The sequence below is a fragment of the Catalinimonas alkaloidigena genome, assembly GCF_029504655.1.
Taxonomy (GTDB): Bacteria; Bacteroidota; Bacteroidia; order Cytophagales; family Cyclobacteriaceae; genus Catalinimonas; species Catalinimonas alkaloidigena.
The window spans coordinates 6645395-6658475 of record NZ_JAQFIL010000001.1 but is presented as its reverse complement, the minus strand read 5'-3'; the positions used below and the strand labels follow the sequence as shown (position 1 = coordinate 6658475).

10 protein-coding genes are annotated in these 13081 nt (G+C 44.0%); 8 read left to right on the top strand and 2 right to left on the bottom strand.

Annotated features, from left to right (window positions below; all coding sequences use genetic code 11):
* Positions 1-129 precede the first annotated feature (129 nt).
* Entirely contained in the window at positions 130-2124 is a 1995-nt protein-coding gene (locus OKW21_RS26890) for a LysM peptidoglycan-binding domain-containing protein (protein WP_277485753.1), read from the bottom strand.
* A gap of 3 nt (positions 2125-2127) precedes the next feature.
* Complete coding sequence (locus tag OKW21_RS26885) at positions 2128-2766, bottom strand: O-methyltransferase (RefSeq protein WP_277485749.1); 639 nt, start codon at positions 2764-2766, stop codon at positions 2128-2130.
* Between the two features lie 125 nt (positions 2767-2891).
* On the opposite strand from OKW21_RS26885, the gene OKW21_RS26880 reads away from it, so the two are divergent.
* From OKW21_RS26880 to OKW21_RS26845, 8 genes are all read left to right on the top strand, one after another.
* Positions 2892-3341, top strand: coding sequence for a MarR family winged helix-turn-helix transcriptional regulator (locus OKW21_RS26880; protein WP_277485746.1), 450 nt, complete (start codon positions 2892-2894; stop codon positions 3339-3341).
* Entirely contained in the window at positions 3338-5743 is a 2406-nt protein-coding gene (locus tag OKW21_RS26875; protein WP_277485743.1) for a 3-hydroxyacyl-CoA dehydrogenase/enoyl-CoA hydratase family protein, read from the top strand. The genes OKW21_RS26880 and OKW21_RS26875 overlap by 4 nt, the downstream gene beginning before the upstream one ends.
* Before the next feature lie 225 nt (positions 5744-5968).
* On the top strand, positions 5969-6217 hold the full coding sequence (locus tag OKW21_RS26870; protein ID WP_277485741.1) for a Uma2 family endonuclease: 249 nt from the start codon (positions 5969-5971) through the stop codon (positions 6215-6217).
* Positions 6218-6379: 162 nt separating this feature from the next.
* Positions 6380-7333 (top strand): homoserine kinase, encoded by a 954-nt coding sequence (locus tag OKW21_RS26865; protein WP_277485739.1) that lies wholly within the window; start codon positions 6380-6382, stop codon positions 7331-7333.
* A gap of 58 nt (positions 7334-7391) precedes the next feature.
* Entirely contained in the window at positions 7392-8756 is a 1365-nt protein-coding gene (gene thrC, locus OKW21_RS26860; RefSeq protein WP_277485736.1) for a threonine synthase, read from the top strand.
* A 223-nt stretch (positions 8757-8979) separates the two neighbouring features.
* A complete protein-coding gene (locus OKW21_RS26855) occupies positions 8980-10317 on the top strand; it encodes an MBL fold metallo-hydrolase (protein ID WP_277485734.1) in 1338 nt (445 codons plus the stop codon).
* Between the two features lie 182 nt (positions 10318-10499).
* Entirely contained in the window at positions 10500-12185 is a 1686-nt protein-coding gene (locus OKW21_RS26850) for a dipeptidyl-peptidase 3 family protein (RefSeq protein ID WP_277485732.1), read from the top strand.
* Positions 12186-12289: 104 nt separating this feature from the next.
* Positions 12290-13081 carry an alpha/beta fold hydrolase gene (locus OKW21_RS26845; RefSeq protein ID WP_277485730.1) on the top strand — a complete coding sequence of 264 codons (792 nt, stop codon included), beginning with the start codon at positions 12290-12292 and terminating at the stop codon, positions 13079-13081.

The following is a 13081-nucleotide window of genomic DNA, read 5'->3' as shown; positions in this document are numbered from 1 at the left end:
CTCCTCAGTATAAATTTCTGTAAATGTTCCTGTGGTTTACCCAAATCAAAAGACAAAGATTTAAACTAAAAGCAGAAAATAAAAACAGTAGTTGATCGAATCGTTAAGCAAGTAATATTTGCCTAAAAACTACTTCTTTCTCACTCTGAGTTTTTCACCAACACTCACGTTGAAATCTTCTTTTTCATTCCATTCCATCAATTCTTTGATGGTAACATCGTACTGTCGGGCTACCTTATACATGGTTTCCCCAACTTTAACCTCATGTACCAAAAAATTACTACCATCTGTTGAGGACGCCAGTTCTTGCTGTGCTGCATCCTGGGCATTTAACAGTAGCTTTTGTCCTACCTTGAGCGGGATATCCCAGGCTATATTATTATAACTGGTAAGCTGTGGTATGGTCAAATCATATTGTCTGGCAATGCTATACAAAGTCTCTCCTGCCTTCACAATATGATATTCACTTTCAGTTGAGTTGCCCTGGCTTTCAGTAGATACCGAAGGAACTAAACCCGGCTTCTCTTCTTGAGCACCAGGGTTGACACGCTTATCGTCTGTAGAAAGTCTATCGTCGGAAGATGGAATATTTTCTTCAGCTTTTGACGCAGGTTTCTGGCGCTTATCCTCCGGCTGATTGTTATCCTCCTGTATTTCCCAGCCTTGTTGTTGATTTACAGAAGAATTGAGCTCCGGCTCTTTACTCAGCGGAGAACCGGAAGGAGCAGCTTGTTTTTGAGTAATTATATTTTCTTTAGATTTCTCCCATTGAGGTTTGGCATTGGGCACATTACGGTACTCTACAGGAATATGTGGAGGGCGAATGAAGCGCAGCCAAAGTACACGACCGGGTTTTAGTGCCTCTTCTTCACGCATACGGTTATTACGCATCAGTTTCTTGAGCTTAATACCAAACCGCTGGGAGATGCTCCACAGGTTTTCTTCCGGTTCTACCACATGATAATGTACTGGAGCTTTATTTCGTTTTCGCTTGGTATAATAAGGGTTGCCAGTAATTACCCCGGAATTCTTACTCGTCAGGTCATTAAATTTTACCAGCTTTGAAGGGGCGACGCCCGTTTCTCGGCTCAAAGAACGGATATTATCCTCATTATCTGCGATTACGCCAGGAATACCATTGATCAAAGTAACCTTCTTCCCCCAGCGTGTTCCTTGCTTTACCAGAGGAAAATGGGCAGTATTATCTATGTTAACATAACGAGTATCTTCATTGGCTTGCTGCCGATCATTAGCACTTTGGTCTTCTTTTTCTTGAGAGGGCGTAGTTTGAGCGAGCAGAGGTTCGGCACGTGTTGCACTGTAGTCCGGTATGATTACAAAATATTCCTTATCAATTGGAATACGGTTTTTTCTTATCCATTTGTTATAAGGCTCCAGCTCAGACTCTTCCAACTTGAACTCTTTAGCTACTTGAGCCAGTGTTTTTCCATTCCCTCCATCATAAGCAAACAGTATCATCTCAGGATTAGGGTTTTTACCTACGGCCTGTTCAAAAGCAAGTTTATGGGCCAGGTACTTAATGACATACCAATGCGTGCGCCCATCCAGCTTCATGCGTTTGGCACCATAATATTTTTTGTCAGCGATCTTAAGCGCTCCGCCAGGACCGGCATAATAAGCCAATAGCGCATACAGCCAGTTGTCAAAAAAAGTGTTGTTATTCTTAAAATAACGGGCTGCTCCACGGGTGGCAGTAATAATATTCATCCGCTCATCTACCTCGTTATTGATAGTGAGCCCAACCTCCCGACCGGTAGGTGCTTTGAACTGCCAGTAACCTACTGCATTGGAAGAAGACACTGCATCGCCCACCAGTGCACTTTCCTGGATCACCAGGTATTTGATGTCATCGGGTACATTTTCTTCCCGAAGCATTTGCTCAATAAGGGGAAGGTGAGCGTCGACTTTGTCAACTTTTGCATTGAAGTACTTTTCGTAACGAGTCAAGGCATCTACATCGGTCTGTATCTTCTTCTGGGCTTCAGGAGTGAGTTCCAACTGAATATCAGCAAAGTATATTACCTTAGGCACTTCTACTTTGAGCTGTGCCTCCGCGCTAAGGCTGTAAAGAAGTAATCCAATAAGCAAAACTGTCTTATGCATGCACTATAATTTTCTAGCTACCATCAATCCATCTCTTATCGGAAGAAGAACGTGCTCAACGCGAGGGTCATTATGTACGTAGTCATTAAAATTACGGATTGCCTCTCCATTGGGCTTTAGCTTTTCTTCCAGGCTTACCTTTCCCCCCCACAACACATTATCCGCTACAATAAATCCTCCTTGCCGCACTTTGGGTAATGCCATATCATAATAAGCTTTGTAGTTTATTTTGTCAGCATCTATAAACACCATATCATACGTTTCTTCCAGTGTTGGGATCACTTCCAGCGCGTTACCAATGATATAACGAATCTTATGGGCCAGTTGAGATTTAGCAATATAGTTACGAACCATGTCCTCCAGTTCCTCATTAATATCTACGGTAGTGACCATGCCATCCTCTGGCAAAGCCTGTGCCATCCAGATGGCCGAGTAGCCGGTAAATGTTCCGACCTCAAGAATATTTTTGGGCCGAATCATATGTACAAACATTGCCAGCACATTACCCTGTAGTGAGCCGGAAATCATTTGAGGCATGAGGACTTTCATGCGGGTTTCGCGCTCAAGTTCTTGCAGGTATTCGGGCGCAGGATGACTATGTTGTGCTACATATTGTTCAATGTCGTCGGGTAAAAGACTCATAGCTTAAATTTTTCTTTGCCAATATCCTAGATATAAGTTAATCATTCAATAAGCAATGCATAATTGCCAATTATTTTCAGCGAAATTGTTATGCATGCATAATAATTTATGTATATTTGAAGACAATGAAAAAGGAAGAAACAGTAGATTATAACATCAAAACTGCCTGGCATGCGATCTATCGTATGTACAATCAGGAAGCATTAAAAAGTAATTTTACAACCTCCATTGGCTTTGTATTGTTAAACATTGACTCTAAAGAAGGAACACCTGCAACGAAGATTGCGCCTCTGATTGGACTAGAATCACGCAGTCTTACGCGTATGCTGAAAAATATGGAGGAGAAAGGTTTTATCATCAAAAGGCCTGATCCCAATGACCGCCGGTCAGTGCGAATTTTTCTTACAGAACTGGGGAAGGAGAAAAAAGAAATTTCCAGAAAAACGGTACTGGGATTTAATCATTCTGTAAGAGAGCAAGTATCGGAAGATAAGCTGGAAGTATTTTTTGAAGTGATTTCTGTAATTAACCGTATTGTAGAAGAAGACATATATCAAACCGTAACCGAAGAATGAAGAAATTTAATATCAAAAAGGTAGCTGTGCTGGGCTCCGGTATTATGGGTTCACGGATTGCCTGCCACTTTGCAAACATTGGGGTAGAAGTACTCTTGCTGGATATTGCCCCTAAAGAACTGACCGAAGTTGAACAAAAAAAAAGCCTTACTCTGGAGCATCCGGCAGTCAGAAACAGGATAGTCAACAGCTCTTTTGAGAAGGCAGTGAAATCCAATCCTGCACCGCTTTATCACCCCTCTTATGCACAGCGAGTAAAACTGGGCAACTTTGAGGATAATATGAAAGACATTGCTGACTATGACTGGATCATAGAGGTAGTGATAGAAAAGCTGGATATTAAGAAAATTGTATTTGAACAGGTAGAGCAGTATCGCAAGCCCGGAACACTGATTACTTCCAATACTTCGGGTATTCCTATCAACCTGATGCTGGATGGTCGTACAGAGGATTTCCAGAAACATTTCTGTGGTACGCACTTCTTTAATCCTCCCCGCTATCTACGTCTGCTGGAAATTATTCCTTCTCAAAAGACAGATCCTGAGGTTGTAGAGTTTCTGATGCACTACGGAGATCTATATCTCGGCAAAGAAACAGTATTGTGCAAAGACACTCCCGCATTCATCGCCAATCGTATTGGTGTATATGGCATCCTTTCTGCCATGCATACTGTGGAGAAAATGGAGCTTACTGTAGGCGAAGTAGATCGCCTGACCGGTCCGCTGATTGGTAGAGCTAAATCCGCCACTTTCCGTACTATGGATGTGGTCGGGCTCGATACCACCGTTAATGTAGCGAATAATCTCTATCAGGTGTTGAAACACGATGAGTCAAGAGATACCTTCAAGCTTCCCGCTATCGTCAAAGAGCTGTATGACCGCAAGTGGCTGGGAGATAAAACCGGTCAGGGATACTTCAAGAAGATCAAAGATGAAAAAGGAAAGTCGGTAATCCTGGAACTGGACTTCAAGACTTATGAGTATGGCGAAAGAACCAAAGCCAAGTTTCCTTCGCTGGAGATGGCTAAGCCCAAAGATGAGCTGAAAGAACGCTTAAAAATATTAGTAAGCGCACAAGACAAAGCCGGAGAGTTTTATCGTGCACATTTCTACGATCTTTTTCGCTACTGTACTTTCCGCATACCCGAAATTGCCGATGAGCTATTCCGTATCGATCAGGCGGTAAGCGCCGGATTTGGCTGGGAAGCAGGGCCTTTTGAAACCTGGGATATGCTGGGCGTGAAGAAGACAGTAAGTAAGATGGAAGAAGCAGGCCATAAGCCAGCTCAGTGGGTATACGATATGCTGGAAAGCGGTGCCAATAGCTTCTACAAGTCGGAGAATGGCAAGCGCATGTATTATGATATTGACAGCAAAAACTATAAGGTAGTGCCCGGTACTGATGATTTCATCTTGCTGGATACCCTGCGCGAAAACAAAGTGCTGTGGAGCAGTGATGGCGCTTCTATTCTGGATCTGGGCGATGGCGTTTTGAATGTGGAATTTCATACCAAAATGAATACACTGGGCAATGATCCTGTTGAGGCTATCAATCGTGCGATTGATATGGCGGAAAAAAATTATACCGGAGTAGTCATTGGGAATGAGGGGCAAAACTTCTCTGCCGGAGCCAATCTGGCGATGCTTTTCATGTATGCCATTGAGCAGGAGTTTGATGAGATAGAAATGATGATTCGTCAGTTTCAGAACACCATGATGCGGGCACGCTATTCTTCCGTTCCGGTAGTGGTAGCCCCACACGGACTTTCTCTAGGCGGCGGCTGTGAACTTACAATGCATGCTGATCAGGTAGTAGCTGCTGCGGAGACTTATATCGGATTAGTAGAAGTAGGGGTAGGTTTGATTCCAGCCGGAGGTGGTACCAAAGAATTGACGCTGCGAGTTTCTGATAGCCTGGAGGCAGGGGATATAGAGTTTAACGCCTTGCAAAATGCTTTTATGAACATCGCCACGGCCAAGGTGGCTACTTCCGCCAGAGAAGCTTATGAGATGCATATTTTACGCGACCGTGATATTGTGACGATGAACAAAACCCGTCTGATCGCCGACGCCAAAGAGGCAGTGCTGGCTTTGGCGGAGCAAGGTTATTCTCAACCTATGCAGCGCAAAGATATCAAAGTGCAGGGCAAGCCCGGTATCGCACTTTTTCTGGCAGGAATCTACGGCATGCATCAGGGGCACTACATCTCTGATCATGACAAAAAGATTGCTGAGAAGATTGCCTATGTGATGTGTGGTGGTGAATTATCATACCCTCAGTTAGTCTCAGAACAATACCTGTTAGATATGGAACGTGAAGCTTTCTTATCCTTGACCGGAGAAAAGAAAACATTGGAGCGTATTCAATCCTTGCTACAGGGAGGTAAGCCTTTAAGAAACTGATTAAAGTTGAATAGAGCGATTGTGAGTCAAACCGGCTTCTGTATTACGGAGGCCGGTTTTCTTTTTACCAAGCCTAAATTATCCTGCTTCGAGTAAATTTCGTGTGTTTAAGAAAAGTCTCATTATGGAAATGCAAGCCCCAGAAACACTTAAAGAAGTTCACAAACTAAAATATACGGCTGGAGATATTGAGAAACTTTATAAAGCAGGTATCCTACTGCTAACATGGTGAAGCTACTGATAGAAGTAGCCGATAGCAGTTACCCGGCAGATCGTAAAATTAAATTACCCAAATATGCTGAAGCTGGAATTGCTGAAGTTTGGATTATCAATCTTCAAGAGCTTGCAGTTGAAGATTTTACCCAGTCCGGAGATAAACAATATCTCAGTCAGCAGACCTGCCTGAGTGATCAGTCAGTCCCTGCATCTTTTCAGTTTGCTATTGCAGTGCAGGATATCTTGCCGAATAAGTAGTCATTTGTTATTGCATCTCAAGTCAAAGCATTTCCCTTTTCTCTCAGCCTTAATATTTTGGGATAATTCACTATTTTTGCAACTTGCTTCGCGAAAGGGTGAAGGAAAGCAGGTAATGTGTTGATCTGCTGTGCGCTCACCCGCTAAATATTTACGCATTCATTGGAAAAAAGTATACGCGTATTTGCCCCGGCTACGGTAGCTAATGTAGCTTGTGGTTTTGATATCATGGGTTTTGCCATAGAGCAGCCCGGTGATGAGGTAGTAATGCGTCTGACCGATAAACGAGGAGTGGTAGAAATAGAAAAAATTATTGGCGATGAAGGCAAACTGCCTTTAGATGCGGATAAAAATACAGTGGGCCTGGTAGTGCAGCAACTGCTCCATGATGTCAACTCAAAGCATGGAGTAAGCATAACGCTCTACAAAAATATGCCTTTGGGCAGTGGCTTAGGTTCCAGTGCTGCCAGTGCGGTGGCGGGGCTATACGCTGTAAACGAGCTACTGCTCCGACATGAGCCCGGCAAGGCTATCAAGGAACGAAAGCATTTGATCCCTTATGCCATGGAAGGTGAAAGGCTGGCCTCCGGCTCGGCCCATGCCGATAATGTGGCGCCTGCTCTGATGGGAGGGTTTGTACTGATCAGGAGTTACGAGCCTCTAGATGTGATCACCATACCTACGCCCCTTTCACTTTGGGTTACGGTCATCCATCCGCAGGTGGAGATACAGACCCGGGATGCCCGCAGCATACTGCGTAAGCAAATCTCTCTCAAAGACGCCATTGTACAATGGGGCAATACTGCCGGGCTGGTAGCCGGTTTATGGCAATGTGATTATGAACTGATTGGCCGCTCCATGCAGGATGTGATTGTAGAACCTATCCGCTCCATCCTGATTCCCGGTTTTGATAGTGTAAAGCAAAGCGCCATGAAGGCCGGAGCTTTGGGCTGTGGTATTTCTGGCTCAGGCCCCTCCGTTTTTGCGCTGAGCAGGGATGAGCTCACAGCCACAGAAGTAGGACGAAAAATGCAGAATGCTTTTGGTATGTTAAATATTGATAGCGAGGTCTATGTATCTCCTATCAACCGAGATGGTCCTCGTGTAATTGAGTAAGCTGCTCAAGTACTGCAGGCAGCATCTGTAATTCATAATTTTCAATTTGTAATTTCCTATGCAACTATATAGCACCAACGATCCCAATAAAGTCAAGACAGTAAGTTTTCAGGAAGCCTTATTTCGGAGTTTGCCAGCTGATAAGGGGCTGTATATGCCAAAATATTTTCCTCAGCTAAAAGATAAATTTTTTGAAAATATAGAAAGCCTCACATTTCAGGAGATTGCCTTTGAAGTAGCTGATGCTTTGCTTAATGAAGAAATTCCGGCAGTGAAGCTTAGAGAAATTATAGATGAGGCCATCAACTTTGCTGCTCCTCTGGCGAAACTGGATGATCAAAGATATGTGTTAGAGCTTTTTCATGGTCCTACGCTGGCGTTCAAAGATTTTGGCGCTCGTTTCATGGCACGTACCATGTCCTGGTTTCTACAGGAGAGTCCTTCCGATAAGGAAATTCATATACTGGTAGCTACTTCCGGCGATACCGGCGGAGCAGTGGCACAGGGCTTTCTGAATGTGCCGGGCATCAAAGTGACGCTACTTTATCCCCAGGGAAAGGTAAGTGAGTTACAGGAAAAGCAACTTACCACGGTAGGAAATAATGTGGAAGCGTTAGAAGTGGAAGGGACTTTTGACGATTGCCAGCGCATGGTGAAAGAAGCCTTTTTAGATCAGGAACTCAGGATACATTTGCAATTGTCTTCTGCCAACTCCATCAATATCAGCAGGCTGATTCCTCAGTCTTTTTACTACTTCAACGCTTATGCTCAGCTTAAGCGACAGCTATCATTTAATCCGGAGCAGAAAGTAGTCTTCTCAGTGCCCAGCGGTAATTTTGGTAACCTTTGCGGAGGATTGATTGCCAAACGTTTGGGTTTACCTATTCACCAGATTATTGCTTCTACTAACGTAAATGATATTGTACCCAAGTACCTGGACAGCGGTAAGTTTGAGCCTAAGCCGTCCTTACAAACTTTATCCAATGCAATGGATGTTGGGAATCCCAGCAACTTTGCCCGTCTCAAAGCTTTTTACCAGCATTTACCAGAGATGGAAGACGCTGAGCTTTTATTAGCCATTCAGGATGATATCATTGGTAAGCGCTATACCGATGAGCAAACCCGTAAAGCCATCAAAGAAGTGTATGACAAATATTATGGCTACACCATGTGCCCACATACTGCAGTGGGCTATCTGGGACTGCAGGACTATTTTGCTGAGGTAAGTGAAGATCAAGATATGTATGGTGTAATACTGGCTACGGCGCATCCTGCCAAGTTTATTGATACAGTGGAAGCAACAATAGGCGAAAAGGTGAAGATGCCGGAAAGTTTATCGGCGATCATGCAGTCAGAAAAGAATGCTACGCTGATACCTGCCGATTTTCAGGCATTGAAAGATCAGCTGCTTCAGCAAGGCTAACATTGCGTTTTTTGCGTCACAAAACTTCATTTCAAGCCTGGTGGTTCAGTGTCAGGCTTTTTTCATGCCCATAGCCTTATCCACAAAACTATTCTGTTTCGTTTAGGCTTAGTAAAGTATGGATTTTTTTAATTATGAAAAATAACATTAACACATGAACATATATTCATGTGTTTCGTAAGTAAGAATAAGTGATTTTTTTAAACATTAAAGTTGAAGAACCATGAAGGTAAAGCAATTTTTTGACGAAGGATTAGCTCATGCGTCTTATGCGATCATCAGTAATGGAGAGGCAGCATTGGTAGATCCTGCACGTAATACCAAACCTTATCTAAAATACGCTGAAGAAAATAATGCGAAAATAGTCGCGGTTTTTGAAACCCACCCGCATGCAGACTTTGTGAGTAGCCATCGGGAGCTTCATGACACGCTGGGGGCTACTATTTTTATCAATGCCGATATGGGAGCAGACTACCCTCATCAGGTATTGGAAGATGGAGAAGAGGTAAAAATCGGAGGAGCCACAGTAAAAGCGCTCTATTCGCCGGGGCATTCGCCCGACCACAGCGCTTATCTGGTCCTGGATGAGACAGGTAAAGCGCACTCAGTCTACACCGGAGATTCCCTCTTTGTAGGCGATGTAGGCCGACCCGATCTGCGTGAAGGTGCCGGCAAGACCAAAGCCCAAAGAAAAGATTTGGCCAGCAAAATGTTTCATACCATCCATGAGGTGTATAAGCCACTGGATAATGATATTCTGGTATATCCGGCTCACGGGGCAGGTTCACTTTGCGGAAAAAATATGAGCTCAGAGCGTTATAGCACAATTGGTAAAGAAAAAGAAGAAAACTGGGCATTTAAGATGGAAGAAGAAGCTGATTTTGTGAAAGCTCTGCTGGATGATCAGCCTTTTGTCCCTCATTATTTCCCTTACGATGTAGAAGTAAATCGTAAAGGAGCAAAACCTCTGGAAGAAAGTATACAAGCTGTGCCCCGCCTGAAAACATCAGATACATTAGACAAAAATGTGCTGCTTATAGATACGCGTCCGCAAAAGGAATTTAAGCAAAGCCATGTGGAAGGTGCTTTTAATATTATGAATGGAGAGAAGTTTGAGACCTGGCTGGGCTCACTTGTTAAACCGGAAGAATCCTATTATCTGATTGCTGCTAATGAACAGGAACTGGATGAAGTGATTCGTAAAGCGGCCAAGATCGGTTATGAAACCCAGATCAGGGGAGCATTGCTGCCTCCTCAATCAATGGATGCACAAAGTCCTGAATTTGACCTTGCTTACTTCAAAGATCATCCCGATCAGTACAATGTAGTGGATTTGCGAAGCCCCAGCGAAGGCGAAAACTTATTTGAAGGCGCCCAGCGTATTCCCCTGAATGAGTTGCGAGAAAATGCCCAGGAAGTAAAAACGGATAAGCCTATCGTAGTACACTGTGCCGGAGGGTATCGCTCAGCAGCAGGCAGCAGCATACTGGAAAGCGCTCTGGATGCAAAGGTATATGACCTGAGCGAAGCAGTAGATGAGTTTATGCCTCAGGAAGCTTAGATAGATTGTTAAGTAGTAGATCATGGAAAAGCCTCCACCCTGTGTGGAGGTTTTTTATTTTGAAAAGATTAAGCAGCAATGTTTACTTACTTGAAAAGCACCCAACTTTCTGCGTATCTTATTCATCTAATATCAGCTAAACGCAGAAACAACTTTTTTTGCCACTACTAAATCTCCAAGATATGCAGAATGCCTTTTCTTACTTAGCATCATTTTTTGTAGCTCTTTTTCTTTTTTTCTCCTGCAGCCCTCAGCCATCAGAAGAGGAAGACGCGTCTGCAGAGGTCCCGGCTACGGACAGCATTGCAATAGAAAAAAGGCTGAATAAATACACTACAGTACGGCTTGAGCCCGAGATGGCGCATTTGTCTGCCAATCAGCAGGAACTTGTTGCACTAATTATAGAGGCAGCACATCTGATGGACGATATGTTTTGGTATGAGGCCTACGGCAAAAAAGATAGCTTGCTGCAGGTAGTCAATGATGTGGAGACAGAAAAATTTATCAACATCAATTACGGTCCCTGGGATCGACTGGCCAATAATGAGCCTTTTGTAGAAGGCGTGGCCCCAAAGCAGGCAGGGGCTAATTTCTATCCGGCAGACATGAGTAAGGAAGAATTTGAGCAGTCAAACCTTCCCGATAAAACCAGCCTCTACACTTTCATCCGCAGAAATGAAGCGGGAGAACTGACCACTATTCCTTATCATGTAGCTTTTGAAGAACAGGTAGTACGGGCGGCAGAACTGCTCAAAGAAGCGGCTGCTTTGGCTGAAAATGAGGGTTTCAAAAATTATCTGAATCTCAGGGCAGAGGCTCTGCTCACCGATAATTATCAGCCTAGCGACCTGGCCTGGATGGATATGAAGGACAATGACATTGATGTGGTCATTGGCCCCATAGAAACCTACGAAGACCAACTTTTTGGCTATAAAGCTGCCCATGAAGCCTATGTCCTTTTGAAAGATCAGGAATGGAGTGAGCGTCTGGAAAAGTATGTAGCATTTCTGCCTGAGCTACAAACCAATCTTCCGGTAGAAGCAAAGTACAAGCAGGAACAGCCGGGCAGCGATGCTGATCTTGGGGCTTATGATGTAGTCTATTATGCAGGAGATTGTAATGCAGGCAGCAAAACCATTGCCATTAACCTACCCAATGATGAGGAAGTGCAATTGCAAAAAGGCACCCGGCGACTGCAACTCAAAAATGCGATGCGTGCCAAATACGATGAAATTCTCGTGCCTATTTCCGAACTTCTCATCGCAGCAGATCAGCGACAATATATTACCTTTAATGCTTTCTTTGCCAATACCATGTTTCATGAAGTAGCGCATGGCCTGGGAATTAAAAATACAATCACCGAAAAAGGTACGGTGCGTGAAGCACTGAAAGAACATGCCTCTGCATTGGAAGAAGGAAAGGCAGATGTATTAGGCTTGTATATGATTACTCAACTACATGAGAAAGGTGAACTGGAAGGGGATTTGAAAGACTATTATACTACTTTTCTCGCCAGTATTTTTCGTAGCGTACGTTTTGGTGCATCCAGTGCACATGGGGTTGCCAATATGATTCGCTTCAACTACTTTCAGGAGAAAGATGCTTTTGTAAGGGATGAAGAAAGTGAAACCTATCGTGTCAATTACGAGCAGATGCGGCAGGCGATGAATGATCTTTCTCAGGAGATTTTGGTATTACAGGGTGAAGGTGATTATGAAGGTGTGGCAGCTTTGGTTGATGCGAATGGCGCTATCACCGATCAGCTACAGGCTGACCTGGATCGTCTGGCAGAAAAAAATATTGCAGTAGACGTGGTCTTTGAGCAGGGAACAGAAGTGCTGGGTTTTTCAGCTTCCCGCCAGCCCTGATACCAAACGGGCTCTTCATTTTTTGTCCGGAGCACCTTATCTAAGTAGCAATAAATTTACGGTTATCAACTTTATTAAGGTATTATTCTGTTAATTTGCATATTATGAACATTCGGGAGAAATACAATATCAATACCATAGGAAGAGGAGAACGCGTCATGCTATTTGCCCATGGCTATGGCTGCGACCAAAACATGTGGCGCTTCATCACCCCTGCATTTCAGGAAGACTATACACTGGTGCTTTTTGATTATATAGGGGCCGGAAAGTCAGACCTGGGCGCTTACAGTACCCATAAGTATAGTTCCTTGCAGGCTTATGCCGAGGATATACTGGAAATCTGCCATCAGCTCGAGCTGTGGGATGTGATCTTTGTAGGGCACTCCGTGAGTTCCATGATAGGCATGCTGGCTGCCCTCAAGGAGCCTTCCCGCTTCAGCAAACTGGTTATGATAGGTCCTTCTCCCTGTTATATTAACAAAGATGGATATATAGGAGGCTTTTCTGAGGCTGATATTCACGGACTGCTGGAATCTCTGGAAAGCAATTACCTCGGCTGGTCCAGCACCATGGCCCCGGCGATTATGGGCAATCCTGATCAGCCTGAACTGTCTGAAGAGCTTACCAACAGCTTTTGCAGAACCAATCCCGAAGTGGCCAGTCAGTTTGCCAAGGTTACTTTTCTTTCAGACAATCGTGAAGACCTTCAAAAGCTTGCCATTGATACCCTCCTCTTGCAATGTACGGAAGATGTAATCGCTCCTATGGAAGTAGGGCATTATGTCCATCAACAAATCAGAAATAGTGAGTTGGCTATACTGAATGCTACCGGCCACTGCCCTCACATGAGTGCTCCCCGGGAAACCATACAGGCCATCAAGCAATTTATTTCCTAA

Coding starts and splice junctions, on each gene's coding strand:
- OKW21_RS26890 (WP_277485753.1), bottom strand. CDS start 2,124: ATGCATAAGACAGTTTTGCTTATTGGATTACTTCTTTACAGCCTTAGC.
- OKW21_RS26885 (WP_277485749.1), bottom strand. CDS start 2,766: ATGAGTCTTTTACCCGACGACATTGAACAATATGTAGCACAACATAGT.
- OKW21_RS26880 (WP_277485746.1), top strand. CDS start 2,892: ATGAAAAAGGAAGAAACAGTAGATTATAACATCAAAACTGCCTGGCAT.
- OKW21_RS26875 (WP_277485743.1), top strand. CDS start 3,338: ATGAAGAAATTTAATATCAAAAAGGTAGCTGTGCTGGGCTCCGGTATT.
- OKW21_RS26870 (WP_277485741.1), top strand. CDS start 5,969: ATGGTGAAGCTACTGATAGAAGTAGCCGATAGCAGTTACCCGGCAGAT.
- thrC (WP_277485736.1), top strand. CDS start 7,392: ATGCAACTATATAGCACCAACGATCCCAATAAAGTCAAGACAGTAAGT.
- OKW21_RS26855 (WP_277485734.1), top strand. CDS start 8,980: ATGAAGGTAAAGCAATTTTTTGACGAAGGATTAGCTCATGCGTCTTAT.
- OKW21_RS26850 (WP_277485732.1), top strand. CDS start 10,500: ATGCAGAATGCCTTTTCTTACTTAGCATCATTTTTTGTAGCTCTTTTT.
- OKW21_RS26845 (WP_277485730.1), top strand. CDS start 12,290: ATGAACATTCGGGAGAAATACAATATCAATACCATAGGAAGAGGAGAA.